Source organism: Rhodohalobacter mucosus, assembly GCF_003150675.1.
Classification (GTDB): Bacteria; Bacteroidota; Rhodothermia; order Balneolales; family Balneolaceae; genus Rhodohalobacter; species Rhodohalobacter mucosus.
In genome coordinates, this window is record NZ_QGGB01000007.1 from 327,318 (window position 1) to 343,035 (window position 15,718).

Here is a 15,718-nt window from a genome sequence, read left to right on the forward strand (position 1 = left end):
AACCATTTCCTGCTGCCTCAAACCGATATTCTGTGAATCGTATTTTTTCCGCGCTTTTATTACCCATCGTGATTCTTGCCTCGTACCTGGCATTTGCAAGTCCGGGTACCGAACCGCCGGCAAACGATCCCGAATCGGATGAGTGGGTGATGGATGATGAGCTGGCCGCATACCTAAACCAGTTTGAAAAGGATTTTAAAGAGGGGCTGGATGGCAAACGCATACCGGGGGCAGCGGTAGCGATTGTGAAAGACGGCCGCGTGGTGTTTCAAAAGGGATTTGGGGTGAAGGATACCGGATCGGAGGAACCGGTAAACGAGCATACCGTCTTCCGGCTGGGCAGCGTTTCCAAGGGCTTTGCATCGGTACTGACGGGTGTACTGGTGGAAGAGGGGCTGGTAGACTGGGATGATTCCGTATCGGATTATCTGGATGAATTCAGGCTGAACGACCCGGAGCAGACCGAGCGCGTTCAGGTCCGCCATCTGCTGTCTCATACCTCCGGACTGCCGCGCCATGCCTATACCAACCTTGTGGAAGACGGACTGTCGCTCGAGCGCATTATTCCCCGGTTCGAGTCGGTTCCGTTAATTTCAAGGGAGGGCGAACAAATTGCTTACCAGAATGCAGCCTACTCAACGATTGAGAAAGTCCTGGAAGGACAAACCGGATCGGATTTTAACACGCTGCTGGAGCAAAAGCTGTTTGGTCCCTTAGGGATGGATTTTGCATCGGCTACCCGGGAAGGCATTCAGTCTTCGGAGAACCGCACACTGCCGCACATATACCACTCCCGCAGACGCGGATACGTGCCAGTCTCAATCACCGGAAAATATTATAACGCGGTTTCATCAGGAGGCATCAACGCGTCCGCCTCCGATATGGGCAAATGGATGCTACTGTTAACCGGGAATGCTCCCGATGTGATTTCTAATGAGACGCTTGATGAAATATTTAATCCGCTGGCCGATATCAACAACCGGCGGTTCAGCAGGCATTGGAACGGTGTGAACCGGTCGCACTACGCAATGGGCTGGAGAGTTCTGGATAACCATGGACAGAAAGTGGTTTACCACGGCGGATACGTAAACGGGTACCGCAGTGAAATTGCATTCGCGCCCGCGGATGGGGTGGGGATCTGCATCCTGATTAATACCAGTTCCAGCTATCCGCTGGAGGTGATTCCGGACTTTTTTAATTATTTCAGGAATGAAGATATTCCTGATTACCGAAAGGGACAGGCCGGTTAGATCTCAGGGCAGAAATCTGCCGGATTGAACGTCAGGCAGAAGAGAATTCGCAAACCAAAGGCTGGGCATGCAACTGTTTATCAATAAAAATTGCTTAAGCAAAATAAAGGTACTGTTCATTTTCGTTTACTTATCTCCTTTAACTCTGTTTGCCCAGTTCAATGAAAGTGATACTCTCAGGACCAAAGCCAGCCTCTCCCTGACAGGGTTTTTCCAGGAGGGAAATGTGGAAACCTTAATTTTCAGGGCACAATCGGATTTCAGTTTTCATCCGTGGAAAAGCACCGTTTTTAAGACAAGCAACTCGTATGTGTACCAGGAGTTTGGTAATCAAAAAGCGGATGAAGATATCCTGAGCCGAAATTTTCTCTATATCAAGGAGGAGAATAGAATACATCCGCTGGTGCTGGGATTTGTAAGCACCAACTTTCGAAGGAAAATCAATCTCAGATATCTGCTGGGTGCAGGGTTGACATTCGGGGTCCTGAAAAGAGAACACCAATGGCTTGAGTTTTCAATATCCAGCGAGATAGAGCGGACGGAATTTGCTACAGCCGATTTCAACCGGCCACAGTATTACGGTGATAAAACACTGAGAACGATCCGGGGTACTTTATGGATCAGCGGGAAACATCACGTGGTACGCGACAGGTTAATACTTAATCATCAAAGCTATATCCAGCCCTCCCTTGAGAAAAGAAACAACTTTCGCTGGAGAACAGATATTGGATTGGAGTTTCCCGTATGGGAATTTTTGAATTTAACTGTGAACTATCTGCAGTCTTTCGAGAGTATCGTTGTTGCAAATGAAAAACAACAGGACAGATTTTTAACCTTTGGTTTTACACTGAAAAGTTATTGAATAGAGAACTGACCGGGATTGAGCCACGAGACGGGATTCTGAACAATTTTTCGATTTGTATCCGGGAATTCTGAAGTTTCCTGCATAGAAATCCTTACAAGGATGGTCTATGATCTTTCTCTTGTAGGTTTTTAATGATCTTACCGATGATTCGGGGCTAAAATCACAGGCGAAAAGATTCTCAGGCGGATACATCCGGTGCAAGACGGGAAAGAATCGATGGTGCATCAAGATCGACTTGTTAAATAATATCTCACCGGTATGATTTTACAGAAAAGTCTTGCAGCATGTTGCATGCAGCTTATGGCCAGCAATATGAGCGCTCGTCACTCCACCGGTTTTACTTTGTATCGTTTCTGAATCGTCCCGCCGGGTGACGCAACCACGTCAAGGAGTTCGAGCTTCTGCTCCACAGTTTCGTTGCCAAACAACGGGATGCCGTTGCCCAGCAGGATTGGTATTTCGGTGATGGTCAGTTCATGAATCAATCCTGCATCCAGAAATCGCTGAATGGTGATTCCGCCGTCAATATAGAGATGCTTTTTTCCCTCTTCCGAAAGCATCGCCGTGATTGCATCCGGGGACCCGGACTTGAACCGCACCCTGGCCTTGCCGGCAAGTGTTTCGGGCAATCTCAGATCGCGTGTGGTCAGTACAATGACTTCCGTATACCCGTAATGCCACTCATCAAAAGAGAGTACCTTTTCGAAGGTATGCCTTCCCATCACGATGGCATCCACGGTGGAGATAAAATCATTGTACGTCAGGCCGAGACGGGCTGCATCCTGGTATTCCGGCCGGGTCAGCCATTCAATATTCCCGTCGGTTTTGGCGATAAAACCGTCTGTGCTGGTGGCTATGTAAACGGAGCATTTCATGGGCGGTTGAGTAGGTTGCCAGATAATGACCTTCAGGATAAGCGGTGCGATGCACTCAAAATTAATTTGGCTATCCTTCTTTTCTTTTCCGGATTATTCGGGTTTAGAATATTCAATGAGCTCCTCTACATAATTAAAATCCCCTTGAGACTGAGTCAGTTTAATAAAGGTTTTTACCGCCGGAGCATACAGCCAAATTTCCTCTTCATCTGCATTATAGCCTCGTGAATTCGTAGTATTACCGGAGTATTTAATGGTATAAGCCATGAAAGTTCCGGCTTCTACCGTTTCCTCCTGATAGGATAACACCTCCGCAATTTGATTTTGTGTTCCGGTAGTACCATCCTGACTGGTCCAGTTGTTTTCGTATCTCCATGTTTTACCAACTTCCAATGGCCAGTCGTACTTAGGCGTTTCACTTACATCCGGTTTTACGATATCAGCGAGGGGAATGGTGTCATTGCCTACGGTCATTCCCAATCCTTCATTCATTTGTACGATCATTCGTGTGTCGGTGCCATCCGAACGGACTTCTCCTTCCGTAGTTACACCCCTATATTTCCAAACCCATTTTTCTCCAACTTGATAATCAGCTAAGGTGGGTTGTTGGGTAAGGTCAGGTTTTTTTGGGCTGGCGCAAGCACCTAATATAATCAAGGATAAGAGTGCTATAAGTTGAGTTTTCATCTTTGGTTTATTTGATAATGATTTAAGTGTTGAATTCAAGGTTGTTTATATTTTTTAATCAGATATGTCAAAGGGAAACACGTATGATAACATTGCCTCGCTTATGCCCGAGTTCAACATAATCGTGGGCCTCGGCCATTTTTTCTAATGGGTAGACTCGATCAATGACCGGTTTGATTTTCCCTGCTGCGAGGTAGTTTTTCAATTGTATAAAAGCACTTCTTGGGGTTTTGGGTACGCCGGTATCAATGGATATGTATTTACCATTTACAGTTAACGCCTTTTTGCTTATTTCTTTAAGTAGTGAAGACTTTGAGTTTCCGACTGCGTCTATTACATATGTATAAGTTGATAACTGTTTTTCAGCGCCTTGCAGGGTGTAATCAATCACCCGATCACTACCCAGCGATTTGACCAGGTCAACGTTTTTGCCGCTGCAAACAGCGGTTACCTTTGCGCCGGCAATTTTGGCTAATTGCACCGCCATTGTCCCAATACTGCCTGAAGCCCCGTAGATCAGGACTTCATCACCTTTCTGAATGGAGGTTTTGCTTAGCAGATGCATAGCCAGTAAGCCGCCATAGGGAGTCGCGGCAGCCTCATTATGACTGATGTTGGCCGGTTTCAGGGCGATACTCCAGTCTTCGGGCAGACATATATACTCTGCATAAGACCCAAAACGGTGATTTGTAGCCGAAACAGAACCGTAGGCAAATACTTCTTCACCAATCTGAAAGGAGGTTGCGTTTTCGCCCTTCGCTACCACCACTCCGGATGATACCATCCCCAAAATGGGGTTGCGTGGTTTCCCAAAACCGAAGACGATTTGGAGTATAAATTTTGGAATAAGCGGCTCATCCAATCTTCGTATCAGTACATCACTGGCGGTGACTGATGTAGCTTTTATTTCTATCAGCACCTCATTGTTTTTCGGGTTTGGCTTTTCAACATCTGCCAACACCAGGTTTTCAGAACCTCCGTATTTCAAACATTTAATCGCTTTCATCATTTTTTGTTTTATCGAGCCAGTTTAGAATATGCTGAGTTGTCTTTTCGGGTGCTTCCTGTTGAATCCAGTGTCCACAATCAATACTTACTTCTTCCACATTGGGCACGAAATCTGATAGTCTTTCAGATTTTGGAATCATATCCCGATCCCCATAGATCATGAGTGTGGGTTGTTGAATGACCGGATCTACGTCCGCTAAGACACGCCAGTTGCGATCGAGGTTTCTGTACCAGTTTATGCTACTGGTAAACCCGGTTGACTGAAAAGAAGAAACAAAAACGGCTAATTCCCGGTCACTCATAATCGGTTCCCCTTGTGGCTCGTATGCCCTGGCAAGATTGATCATCAACATTCCAGGCTCAGGCGGAGACGGAGGAACATTTTTTCGGAAAAGATTACGCATAAAACGGGATACATTCTCATCCAGAATTGCATCGGCTACACCCGGCTGTCTGTTGAAGTGAACAAAATAGTTGTCACTCCCCATATATTTTTCCATAAGCTCAATCCAGGGAATTTCACCTCTCTCCTGATACGGTAAAGCCAGGTTTATAATTTATTTACCCGTTCCGGATGTAGCTGTGCCAGGCTCCAAACGACATTTGCTCCCCAGTCATGACCTACAAAGGTGGCATCCTCATATCCATAATGATCAAGCAATCCGATCAGATCATCGGTCAGGTGTACAATATCATAATCGGTAACTTCTGCCGGACGTGAAGAGTACCCATAACCTCTCTGATTTGGTGCGATCACATGATAGCCTGCATTAACTAAAGAAGGAATCTGATGCCGCCAGGTAAAGGCGTGTTCGGGCCAGCCATGACAGAGAACAATCGGTTTTCCTGCATTTTGCTCACCTGCTTCAAAGACTTCCAGTTTGATGCCATTTACATGAATAATACGTGGCTTTGGGAATCCTTTAGTACTTGACAGTGATTTCATAACTCATATTGATTTTTGGTTATCGTGACTCGTTAAGAGTATGGTGAGCCGATTACATGAAAAACCAAGTCGAATACAATATGCGACAGTATCGCTACCAACAGACCTCGTTTCCAGAATATCCAGCCAAATGTTGAACCCGTGATTAAATTTCCAATCATTGTTACGGAAATTGTAAAAGGGGTCAGATCTACAAAATTATTGGATAATGGAAGATGCATCAGGCCAAAAAACAGGGCTGAAATAATGATGGCTGCCCAAACCGTTCCATTACCTGGGTTATCTGCACTTTTAAATGAATGGATTACTGTCACTATAAACGACATTAACCCCAATCTAAACATGATTTCTTCAGTAATGCCGGCAGAGAACGCCACGATTAAATAATACATTTTGGATGGACGCGGTAGCTTATTTGGAACAGGATAAACTTCGCTTTGAATTTCAAACAATACCAAAAGTATTAAAGCAATTATTACAGACAGGAAAATACTCGACAGGATAGCCTTTCTGTCAATTATCTCACTCATCGGTTTATTCGAGAAGTACCTGGCAATAAGCGGGGCTCCCAAATTGGCATTTGACGAAACCCATAGACCGATGAACACAAGTATAGATCCAAGGATGAGACCACTGATACCAATTGTTAATAACTCGCTAAAAATAGATTCATTTAAGGTGATGTCCTTCTTACCGGCTTCAATAGCTAAGTTTTTTACCTCTCTGCTGAATGGCAGATTAATTATCGCGCCAAAAATAAATAGGAGAAGAACCGTGAAGGACACCTTCCATCGGTACTTTTTCTTTTCATCTTGGTTCTGAACAACTGATGAGGCAAACATGCTTATTATCCGGGACATGATTTTTTCATTGAATAGTAATGGCTGAAATTTGTGCCGCCTTTGCTTGGTTCATAATTTCTTTTTCAATCACCTTATTCTGGGCTCTGTTTTGCACATGTTTAGAATGTTCTAAAAGGCTGCTTTCATTGAGTGAAGGGAATATTTTCTTCGCTCTTTTCAACATTTTCTGCCCGGGAAATAAAATGTCATGTTTGGCGGCGAAAATGGTGATAGGGGTATTTATTGCCTGAGCTTTTTTGGTGTCGATTACCGGAACCGGAGTAAAGTCCATTTTAAATTCTAAAAAGACTTTAGAAAGAAATTCGATAGCAAATTCATCCCGGTCAGTGAACAGGTGGGACAGAAACTTCTCAACATACTTTACTTTTTTAGTCTTCATGTACCTCTTCATCGGGATGAACACTTTGAAAATGGCTTTCAATGGATTTCCATTTACGATATAAGCCGGTGCTGATAAGTACACTTCTTTGATCCTGGTCTCATCATTTTCCAGTGTTTTCAGAATGATCAATCCGCCAAAAGAGAATCCTGCCATCGTTACGGACTCAATCTTCAGGTCAGTGATGATTTCATTCATCCATTTTCCATAGGAATCATCTTTCATACTCAGGCGAGTCTCGGCACTTTTATTGGGTTGAGCCAATACATCAATAGCATAAACTCTATACTCTTTATGCAGATTAGCATAGGTCTCAAGTGCAATAGGTGCACACCCATTAGAACCATGAACAAGTATGACCGGCGGATTCGCAGGATCTCCCGCAGCTATGATATGGGTGTGTCCAAAACTGGTTTGTACCGTTATGTATTCATAGTCAATGTTTAGACTTTCCAGTTTTGCATCGTATAGCTGGAGAATTTCACTCTTTCCCTGTTCGGATTTAAATAATGAGCTCATATTTTTGAGATGTTTAACTATGATTCACTATTCTGATTTGTTGCGACATCTTTTTGTTTTCCATATCCGATAAAAGCACCGATAGCAATCCCGACAGATATTCCAATACCAGGGTTTTCTATACCAATTCCTATTGCTGCGCCGATGGCTGTTCCAATTGCCATTCCTGCGGCTATATAATTTGTCTGCTTATTTTTCTTCATCTTGCTGGATTTATTAAGATTACAGAATTGGATTTAAAACTACATACCCTTTTTTGCGGCCTGTATCCACGTATTTATAAGCCTGTGCAAACTGCTCCAGCGGATACGTTCGGCAGAGAATTCCTCTCAGCTTTCCGGCTTCAATGATCTCAAGAAGCATGTGCAATAAACGCCTGGTTTCCTTTACCGGCAAAGCTCCGTTTGCTGAGAACTTTGCTTTCGTCTTTCCTGATACGCAAGTCACCAGCATATATCTGTGTAACCATACTTCAGAAATTAATCCCAACGTAAATATTGGGCTCAAAGAGGAAGTAATTTCTCCATTTGTCATCCAGTGCTTTAAATTCATCCGGTGTGTTGGTATCGAATACCCAGAATTGGGAATGGACCTGTGGTTCGATGAAGAATCGTTTTTTCTTACCAAGTGAAATATGATAGCCGAGATGGAAGGAATTATACAGCTTAAAGCCATTAGCGATTTTATTATTGTCTAAATCCAGATAGGTTTTATACTGCGGCAAGACTTCAACCGACGTAAACAGACCTTTCCATAACATGCGCTGATAAGACATACCTATTCCTGTATGTCGCACATAGCCGGGGTAGAATTCGCTTTTAGTGTCTAATTTATCCAAAAGTCCGTCCCACCATACAATGCCCATAGGTTGAAATAACCGCCACGTAGCCAGCTTCAACCCAATAATGTTCTTATCATCTACATTGCGCTTGATATGAAATTCGATGTGCTGTGTATGCATCCTGTCATTCCATGAGTCCATCGCCAGCTGAGGTAAAATGATTACGGGTAAGCTGACACTGTATTTTTGGGCTACGTCAGTTTCTTTACCCAAAGGAGAGATTTCTTGAGCAAAAGCGCTAAATGAGGCTAGAGTAAAAACAATTAATATCAGGTATTTCATGGTTCTGAATTTTTATGATCAAAGATCGGTTTGATGTTTGTCGATAAATTCAGTCTTAAAAAACCACTTTATCGAATCGACAGATCAATGATCGTAAGAAATAGCAGGGCAAACGTCCTGATATGAAATTGCGGACGTATTGGTGAGATTTAGGACTTTTGGGGGTGTATGGAGAAAAATTAAACCAATGGTTGCATTTTTTCACTTGTCCCCGAACCGGAGCTCTGTTCCCGGATGCTCAATTGAGGCTGTGCATCATTTTCAATGTCTGTTGCTTGATTCCCATGATTTTATATCTTCGTCCTTTATAAATGAATAACGGCTAGCACTCAAACACCTTTATATTTTTGATTGATAACACATCCATAGCTATTCTGCCTTTTCTGAACCCCAGTTCAGATCCCGGAAATGAATATTTCAGTTATGGCATCATCGATTCAGCATGAGTACCCAGAAAACGGATGAAAACTTGTCCGTAGTCATACGGCCTTGCGCAATAGCTGCACAGGCGTGAATGCTGAATTAGCAATTAACGAAAGTAGAAACTCAAACCCGAGAGAGGCAAAGACTTGACGAGGCGTGTCCGCTTAATGCGCTGGTTATGCGGCACAAGGTTTTTATTTAGTGTCGAAGACGAAATGACTAAGAAATAACTGAGCAAAGAGTGATCCTTCAACTTTTGCTTCATTTAGTGGATTACCCCACCATATTCCTTCACTGTTTGCCAGCAAAATTAGCGTCAGATTTCTTTCAGGTACTTTCAAATAAAGAGCAGAAAATCCGGCTTTTTCATCCCAGCCAGAATGCCAGATCAGTTTTTCACCTTTGTAATATTGAACATACCAGCCAAAAGCATAGGGAAGATTAGACCCATCTGGAGCTACGGCGGGAGTGAATAGCTTTTCCATTACTTGGTCTGAAGCAAGTGTACCGTTATCAAGGGCAATGTCATATTTGGCAAGGTCATTGACTGTTGAAACGATACCCGCGCCTCCTGCAAAATGTCGTTCGAGGTGCTTTTTTCGACTATAACCTCCCTCTGTATATTCAAATCCCTGTGCCATATCAAAAAATACCAATGCCTTTTCGCGCTGCCACATGCCGGCCATCGTCCGATCCATTCCGGCAGGACCAAGAATGTTCTCCTGAGTCAATTGTGCCATGGTATTATGACGGCCTTCAGCGGTTGAAATAGGGTTGCTGTAAACATATTCAATGTATCGCGAAAGCCGGGAATACATGATGGGATTGTATAAAAACTCGGTTCCCGGTTCTCCATTGACGGTGTGGTTAAGGACGTTTCGGATGGTGATTGGCTTATCACAGTGAAGATTCTGGCCAAAAATAATGTTGGAATTTGAAAGCCAACCGCAAAAATTTTCCCAGCCAGGCATATCGTTGATCTTACTGTTTAGGTCAATTTTGCTTTGTTCTTCGAGCTGAAGAAATAGTAGTCCCAGAAATGTTTTTGTTACCGATGCAATCCAGAATGGAGTATCAGGCGTTACGGCTTTAAATGTGGCGCCATCACCGGTATCAAAATGGGAGCTTCCATAACTTTTTGACCATGCGAGCTCCTGATCTGTTACCACGGCAGCAGCAAGTCCGGGAATATGATTCGCTTTTCGCAATGAATCTAATTCTACAGAGAATGTCTTAAACAGCTGCTCAGTATCTTTTTGTTGACTAACATTTTGAGAAATTGCTACGTATGGAAAGGATAAAAGTACCGCTAAAATTATATATCGCAAGGGGGGGTAATTGCTTGTTTGAAATTCTGTGTACTAAACGAAGAGTTGAAGGTTTAGTTGCAGTTTTTATAGTGCCGGATAACGGTATATTATGCCTGTCTCATTCTACGAGTTCAACTTTGAGCTTTTTCCCAAATGCCTGGGCATATTTTTCAAGAGTTGATAGCCGAATATCTTCGGCATGGTTCTCGATTCGTGAGATGGCGGTTTTTTTCGTGTTTAATTGTTTGGCGAGTTCATCCTGCGTCAGTCCCGCTTCTTCACGGGCTTGCTTCAGTAGCACACCAATTTTAAAACTTCGGAATCCTTCATCATACCCCTCGGCAAATTCAGGGTCACGTTTCTTTCTGTCGCTGATATATGCTTGAAGATCACTCATTGTTTACCTCCTTTTCGGGACAGATAATCAGCTTTACGCTGCTCTGCCAGTTTAATTTCCTTTTTTGGTGTTTTCTGTGATTTTTTGGGAAAACCATTTGTAAGGATGATAAACTCATCCCCATCAATAAAACCAAGAATCCTGAAACTGTTCGATCCGATTCTTGCTCGAACCTCCCAGATGTCATCTGTGCTTTTCAATTTCTTAAAGTAATGAACAGGGACCTGATCCAGTCTTTCAACCAATTCAAGAACCCAAACAACCTTTTGGGCATGTTTCGAACTCAAAGAATCTAAAAACTCTTTGACCGGGACTTTGCCAGATGCAGTTTTATAGAACTTGATTTCTTTCACAGACTAAATGTTAACATTAATGTTAACTTAATCAAGTAGGTTTCTATTGTAGAAGTGAGGAGGCATAACATGTATTTATTTACAGCATCCGAGTTGCCGGATATATTTTATAATAGGTTTCAGGTGCTAACAAAGCAATAAAAAACATCATTATGTCCGGATATAATTTATCAGGTCGTAATGAATGTCCGGATAAAGCGCCGAATAAATTTTATTTTTTTATGTGGCTTTATGATGCGTTCTATGGAGCATGAATGTGCCGCTATAAAATGCACGCTACAAAGATCCGCTAATAGCAGAAAAAAAGTACCGTCTTGCCTACTTCCCTTCTCCCTCGGTCTTCCGCGACCGGGTGATGGATCGGCTAAGAATGATGACCGGAACAAGACCCACCAGGATGATAGCAAGGGCGGCCCCTGAAGACTCGGCCAGCCGCTCGTCGGATGCCAGACGGTACACCTGCACCGCAAGGGTGTCGAAATTAAATGGACGAACAATAAGAGTGGCCGGCAGCTCCTTGATTACGTCAACAACCACAAGCATGATTGCCGCAAACAGACTTCCCGACATCATCGGGATGTGGATTTTGCGCAAAATCTTCCCGAAACCATAACCCATGCCCTCGGCGGCTTCATCCATATTCTGTGTGATTTTGCCCAGGCTGGCCTCCACCGTGTTATAGGCCACCGCAAGAAACCGCACCACATAGGCGAAGATGAGTGCAAAGATGGTTCCGCTCAGAATCAATCCGGAAGAAAAACCGAAGGTGTCCCGAAGCCAGCCGTCGATGGTGTTATCGGCCCAGCCGAAGGGGATCAGGATACCCACCGCAATCACGGAGCCCGGTATGGCATATCCCATCGCTCCGATGCGGGTGGCTGTTCGGGTGAGCAAATTGGGGTTCAGGCGTACGCCGTAAGCCATGATCAGGGCAGTGATCAGTGCCACAAAACCCGCAAGCAGAGCCACCAAAATGGTATTGAAGCTGAATTGAAAGAAACGGGCGTCAACGGCCGCACTGAAGTTGGAGATCATCATTTCGGCCAGTATCAGCGTGGGAATCAGGAAACCAATCAGAACCGGCAGGGCGCAAAACAGGGTTGCTCCCCAGGCTTTCCAGCCCTTCAGTTGATAGACGCTGAGGCGGCGAAACCGTCCGGTTCCCTGCGGACGCACGTTCATACGGCTGCGGCTCCAGCGCTCCATAAGGATGAGGATCAGGATAAAAAGCAGCAAAAAAGCGGAAAGCTGTGCCGCCGCGGCGCGTTCGCCCAGGCCGAACCAGGTACGATAGATGCCTGTGGTGAAGGTCTGAACGCCAAAATAATCAACGGTTCCGAAGTCGTTCAGCGTCTCCATCAGTGCCAGGGCCATACCTGCGGCTATCGAGGGACGCGCCAGCGGCAGGGCGATCTTGTAAAAGCTTTGAAGGGGAGTAGCGCCCAGGCTGCGGCTCGCCTCCAGGAGGGAGGACGACTGCTCCAAAAAAGCAGTACGGGTGAGCAGATAGACGTAGGGAAAAAAGACAAACGACATCATCAGGATGGCCCCGCCGAGTGAGCGCACGTCCGGGAACCAGTAGTCTCCGAGTCCCCAGCCGGTAATATCGCGCAGAAGGCTCTGAAAGGTGCCGGTGTAGGCAAGAAAATCAGTATAGGTATAGGCCATCAGGTAGGCGGGCACGGCCATGGGCAGAATCAGCATCCAGTTGAACCAGCGGCTGCCGGGAAAACGGCACATGGTTACCAGCCAGGCGGTGCCCACGCCCAGAATAAATACACCGCTGCCAACCCCGATCATCAGCCAGAACGAATTTTTGATATAGCCGGGTAAAACCGTGGAGGCAAGGTGCTGCCAGATATCCCCGCTGGGCACAAAAATGTTCGCCGCAACCGTCAGCACCGGTATGGAAACCAACAGGGCTACCGTAACGGTTAGGATATTCCAGAGCCCGGAGCCGGGTTTTGAAACGGAGGGCTGCAGCCTGTTCAGGTTGTCGCGGGTGAATTCAAGAAGATTCTGGATCATATCGTAAACTTCAGATCGGATCCGGCGATGCCGAACTCCTGTTTCAGTGCATGGGTGGCTGCATGGTAGCCGCACATTCCGTGAACGCCTCCCCCGGGTGGGGTGGAGGATGAGCAGAAGTAGATGCCGTTTGCCGGCGTGGCATAAGGGCTGGTGAAGGATACGGGCCGTGAAAAGAGCTGCCTCACATCCTGGCTTCCCCCGTTGATGTCGCCGCCTACATAATTTGAATTGTAAAGCTGAAAATCGAGCGTATTCATGATGCGTCGTTTTTCAATCACATCCCGGAAACCCGGAGCGAACCGCTCAATTTGCCGCTCGATGGCAGCAGTCATATTTACGGTTGAGGCGTTGGGAACGTGGCAGTAGGCCCAGAGCGTATGGCGGTTGTCGGGAGTGCGGCTCTTGTCGAAGATGCTCTGTTGCGCCACCAGAACAAAGGGTTTATCGGGGTGCCCGCCGCCGGCCATCTGTTTCTCCGATTCAGCAACTTCATCAAAAGTTCCGCCCAGATGCACGGTGCCGGCTTTTTTGCATTCGGGATCTCTCCACGGTACAGGCTCTTTCAGGATATAGTCGATCTTGAATGCACCCGGACCATACCGGAATTTCTTCAGTTTTCTAACATAAGATGCCGGGAATGCATCTCCCACAATATCCATCACCTGAAAGGGAGTCAGATCAAAGAGCACTGCTTTGGACTCTGGGAGCTGGTCAAGTCGCTCAATTTTCATATCCGTCTCAATCTCACCCCCAAGGTTTTTGAGGTAGGAGGCCATTGCACCGGCAATAGACTGCGAGCCGCCTTCCGGAAGAGGCCATCCGCCCGTGTGTGCCGTTCCAAAGAAAACCAGTCCGATTGCGCTCGTGGCAAAGGATGAAAGCGGGAGCATGCTGTGGGCCGCAAGGCCTGCAAAAAGAGCCTGAGCGCGCTCAGTTTTAAATCTTTTTCTGTAAAGAGATGCAGGCTGCAGGCCTTTAAAACCAAAAGAGGCCATTTTGAGCGGGTTTTTCGGCAACCCGAGCGGCCCCAGGAAATCTTTGGTCAGCTCATCCCAATTCTCAACCAGCGGAGTCACGATCGATTTATACCTTTTTTCATCCTTTTCCAGCTTGAAAGCCGTTTCATGTAAGTCGTGCGACAGGATGGCCGCGGGCTCATCATCGAGCGGGTGTGCTGCGGCGTAGTCCGGATGGATCCATCGCAGTCCGTACTGGTCGAGAGGCAGTTTTTTCAGGAACGGGGAGGATATGGCCATGGGATGAATGGCCGAACAGACATCGTGGTGAAATCCCGCTTGTATGAGTTCTTTGGTGCGCATGCCTCCGCCTATCGTATCGGAGGCTTCAAACACCTTCACATGCAGCCCTTCAAGGGCTAGCCGGATCGCAGCAGAAAGTCCATTGGGGCCTGAACCCACGATAACTGCGTCGTAAGCATCTGTTACTGATGTTAAACTCAAAGGTGTAAAAAGATGAATTTGAACCTGTTTTCAAATGTGAGTGAAAGGTACGGAAACTGCCGCCAAACCTGAAAAAGAGAGGGGGATTTAAAACAGTGAAAAAAGGGAACCGCAGAGGCGCTGAGTGCGTGGAGGATGGCAGTGGAGGTTTTAGATAAGAATAGAGTACAAACCGGGGAGCCACGGAAACACAGAGGGTTGTATGGGGAAGGAGCGTGAAGGAATCGGGTACCCGGGACAGACTGTTCAGAAATGCGTGTCAAAAAATCTGCGAAAATCAGCGGTAACATCCGCGTTTATCTGCGAGAAATTGTAAGGGTATGACCTAACCGCAGAGGCGCGGAGGAGTTTGGATGAAAGTTATAGCCGAATTTTTTTCAAACGATAGCGGATTCATTGCGTCTAAATGAACAGAAGCAACCCACAACCCCAAACAAACAAGGTGAGAATGATGTTTAAAAAAATTGGATTAGGAATAGCAACTGTATTGATACTCGGAACAGGCCTCTTTGCAACAGCAGCGGCACAGGGCCAGAGAGGCGGAGGCCAGTTTATTCTGACATACGGCGAAGAGCTTGAGCTGACCGATGCACAGAAAATGCAGATCATGGAACTGCGGCTTGACCGGCGCGCTGAAATGCAGGAACGCCGGCGGGACAATCGCGGGCGCGCAGCACAGCAGGGTCAAAGGAACCGGCCCGACAGGCCTCAAATGCGACAGAATATGATGGAAAACAGAATGGAGCTGCGCAGTGAACTCCTTGATATCCTCAATGATGAACAAGAGGCCAGGCTGAAGGATATCCTCGTAGCCGAAGTGGACGAGCGTGTAGAACTGGTGCGTCTGCGTCATGAGGTGATGGTCGAAAAAGCGGGCATCGAAGGCGAGAAAGCACGCAGTGTGCTTGAAGTGATGAATGCACAGCATGCGATCATGGCTGGACTGCAGAAGGAGAGAATCCTGAGCGGCGAACCGTTCACTTCCGATGAGATGGAAGACATTCGCGAACGCAGACAAGAGACCCGGGAACGGATTAAAAATTTGCTTACGGCAGCTGAATACGAGAAACTTCAGGAACAGATGAGGTCCAATATGCCGCAGCGGCCAGCAGAGCGTATGCAAAACCGCAGGAACAACAGGTAGTTCAGACGGAAGACACACCGGCAGGTACAGATCGTTGAAACCGATTGTTGCCTGCCCGTGTCCACGCCTGCCGATCCGTATTTGT

16 protein-coding genes and 1 pseudogene are annotated in these 15,718 nt (G+C 46.1%); 3 read left to right on the plus strand and 14 right to left on the minus strand.

Annotated features, from left to right (window positions below; genetic code table 11):
* The first annotated feature begins 32 nt into the window (after positions 1 to 32).
* Together DDZ15_RS10935 and DDZ15_RS10940 are read left to right on the plus strand one after the other, a co-directional pair.
* Positions 33 to 1,250, plus strand: coding sequence for a serine hydrolase domain-containing protein (locus DDZ15_RS10935; RefSeq protein ID WP_146198574.1), 1,218 nt, complete (start codon positions 33 to 35; stop codon positions 1,248 to 1,250).
* Between the two features lie 226 nt (positions 1,251 to 1,476).
* On the plus strand, positions 1,477 to 2,112 hold the full coding sequence (locus DDZ15_RS10940; protein WP_199222940.1) for a DUF481 domain-containing protein: 636 nt from the start codon (positions 1,477 to 1,479) through the stop codon (positions 2,110 to 2,112).
* A gap of 326 nt (positions 2,113 to 2,438) precedes the next feature.
* Here the strand turns inward: DDZ15_RS10940 and DDZ15_RS10945 are convergent, their stop codons facing one another.
* From DDZ15_RS10945 to DDZ15_RS11010, 14 genes and pseudogenes are all read right to left on the minus strand, one after another.
* Positions 2,439 to 2,990, minus strand: a complete 552-nt coding sequence (locus DDZ15_RS10945; RefSeq protein WP_109647121.1) for a dihydrofolate reductase family protein — start codon at positions 2,988 to 2,990, stop codon at positions 2,439 to 2,441.
* A gap of 93 nt (positions 2,991 to 3,083) precedes the next feature.
* Positions 3,084 to 3,677 (minus strand): hypothetical protein, encoded by a 594-nt coding sequence (locus DDZ15_RS10950; RefSeq protein ID WP_109647122.1) that lies wholly within the window; start codon positions 3,675 to 3,677, stop codon positions 3,084 to 3,086.
* 67 nt (positions 3,678 to 3,744) lie between these two features.
* On the minus strand, positions 3,745 to 4,683 hold the full coding sequence (locus DDZ15_RS10955) for an NAD(P)-dependent alcohol dehydrogenase (protein ID WP_109647123.1): 939 nt from the start codon (positions 4,681 to 4,683) through the stop codon (positions 3,745 to 3,747).
* Positions 4,670 to 5,631, minus strand: a pseudogene (locus tag DDZ15_RS17075) (alpha/beta fold hydrolase). Before DDZ15_RS17075 ends, DDZ15_RS10955 begins: the two are co-directional and overlap by 14 nt.
* Before the next feature lie 32 nt (positions 5,632 to 5,663).
* A complete protein-coding gene (locus tag DDZ15_RS10965) occupies positions 5,664 to 6,473 on the minus strand; it encodes a CPBP family intramembrane glutamic endopeptidase (protein WP_158278682.1) in 810 nt (269 codons plus the stop codon).
* A 25-nt stretch (positions 6,474 to 6,498) separates the two neighbouring features.
* Entirely contained in the window at positions 6,499 to 7,392 is an 894-nt protein-coding gene (locus DDZ15_RS10970; protein WP_109647125.1) for an alpha/beta fold hydrolase, read from the minus strand.
* 17 nt (positions 7,393 to 7,409) lie between these two features.
* A complete protein-coding gene (locus tag DDZ15_RS10975; protein WP_109647126.1) occupies positions 7,410 to 7,595 on the minus strand; it encodes a hypothetical protein in 186 nt (61 codons plus the stop codon).
* Between the two features lie 19 nt (positions 7,596 to 7,614).
* Entirely contained in the window at positions 7,615 to 7,944 is a 330-nt protein-coding gene (locus DDZ15_RS16735; RefSeq protein ID WP_109647127.1) for a zinc-binding dehydrogenase, read from the minus strand.
* A complete protein-coding gene (locus tag DDZ15_RS10985; RefSeq protein ID WP_109647128.1) occupies positions 7,865 to 8,515 on the minus strand; it encodes a hypothetical protein in 651 nt (216 codons plus the stop codon). Before DDZ15_RS10985 ends, DDZ15_RS16735 begins: the two co-directional genes overlap by 80 nt.
* Positions 8,516 to 9,132: 617 nt before the next feature.
* On the minus strand, positions 9,133 to 10,266 hold the full coding sequence (locus DDZ15_RS10990) for a serine hydrolase domain-containing protein (RefSeq protein WP_109647129.1): 1,134 nt from the start codon (positions 10,264 to 10,266) through the stop codon (positions 9,133 to 9,135).
* Positions 10,267 to 10,366: 100 nt separating this feature from the next.
* Positions 10,367 to 10,645 (minus strand): helix-turn-helix domain-containing protein, encoded by a 279-nt coding sequence (locus DDZ15_RS10995; RefSeq protein ID WP_109647130.1) that lies wholly within the window; start codon positions 10,643 to 10,645, stop codon positions 10,367 to 10,369.
* Positions 10,642 to 10,998, minus strand: coding sequence for a type II toxin-antitoxin system RelE/ParE family toxin (locus DDZ15_RS11000; protein ID WP_109647131.1), 357 nt, complete (start codon positions 10,996 to 10,998; stop codon positions 10,642 to 10,644). Before DDZ15_RS11000 ends, DDZ15_RS10995 begins: the two co-directional genes overlap by 4 nt.
* Before the next feature lie 318 nt (positions 10,999 to 11,316).
* Entirely contained in the window at positions 11,317 to 13,026 is a 1,710-nt protein-coding gene (locus tag DDZ15_RS11005) for an ABC transporter permease (RefSeq protein WP_109647132.1), read from the minus strand.
* Positions 13,023 to 14,489, minus strand: coding sequence for a phytoene desaturase family protein (locus tag DDZ15_RS11010; protein WP_109647133.1), 1,467 nt, complete (start codon positions 14,487 to 14,489; stop codon positions 13,023 to 13,025). The genes DDZ15_RS11005 and DDZ15_RS11010 overlap by 4 nt, the downstream gene beginning before the upstream one ends.
* 448 nt (positions 14,490 to 14,937) lie before the next feature.
* On the opposite strand from DDZ15_RS11010, the gene DDZ15_RS11015 reads away from it, so the two are divergent.
* Positions 14,938 to 15,633 (plus strand): Spy/CpxP family protein refolding chaperone, encoded by a 696-nt coding sequence (locus tag DDZ15_RS11015; protein WP_109647134.1) that lies wholly within the window; start codon positions 14,938 to 14,940, stop codon positions 15,631 to 15,633.
* Positions 15,634 to 15,718: the final 85 nt, after the last annotated feature.

What these genes read in the sequence shown, in the direction of transcription:
- DDZ15_RS10945 (WP_109647121.1), bottom strand. Translation starts at nt 2,990, where the DNA reads ATGAAATGCTCCGTTTACATAGCCACCAGCACAGACGGTTTTATCGCC.
- DDZ15_RS10950 (WP_109647122.1), bottom strand. Translation starts at nt 3,677, where the DNA reads ATGAAAACTCAACTTATAGCACTCTTATCCTTGATTATATTAGGTGCT.
- DDZ15_RS10955 (WP_109647123.1), bottom strand. Translation starts at nt 4,683, where the DNA reads ATGAAAGCGATTAAATGTTTGAAATACGGAGGTTCTGAAAACCTGGTG.
- DDZ15_RS10965 (WP_158278682.1), bottom strand. Translation starts at nt 6,473, where the DNA reads ATGTTTGCCTCATCAGTTGTTCAGAACCAAGATGAAAAGAAAAAGTAC.
- DDZ15_RS10970 (WP_109647125.1), bottom strand. Translation starts at nt 7,392, where the DNA reads ATGAGCTCATTATTTAAATCCGAACAGGGAAAGAGTGAAATTCTCCAG.
- DDZ15_RS10975 (WP_109647126.1), bottom strand. Translation starts at nt 7,595, where the DNA reads ATGAAGAAAAATAAGCAGACAAATTATATAGCCGCAGGAATGGCAATT.
- DDZ15_RS16735 (WP_109647127.1), bottom strand. Translation starts at nt 7,944, where the DNA reads ATGAATTTAAAGCACTGGATGACAAATGGAGAAATTACTTCCTCTTTG.
- DDZ15_RS10985 (WP_109647128.1), bottom strand. Translation starts at nt 8,515, where the DNA reads ATGAAATACCTGATATTAATTGTTTTTACTCTAGCCTCATTTAGCGCT.
- DDZ15_RS10995 (WP_109647130.1), bottom strand. Translation starts at nt 10,645, where the DNA reads ATGAGTGATCTTCAAGCATATATCAGCGACAGAAAGAAACGTGACCCT.
- DDZ15_RS11005 (WP_109647132.1), bottom strand. Translation starts at nt 13,026, where the DNA reads ATGATCCAGAATCTTCTTGAATTCACCCGCGACAACCTGAACAGGCTG.
- DDZ15_RS11015 (WP_109647134.1), top strand. Translation starts at nt 14,938, where the DNA reads ATGATGTTTAAAAAAATTGGATTAGGAATAGCAACTGTATTGATACTC.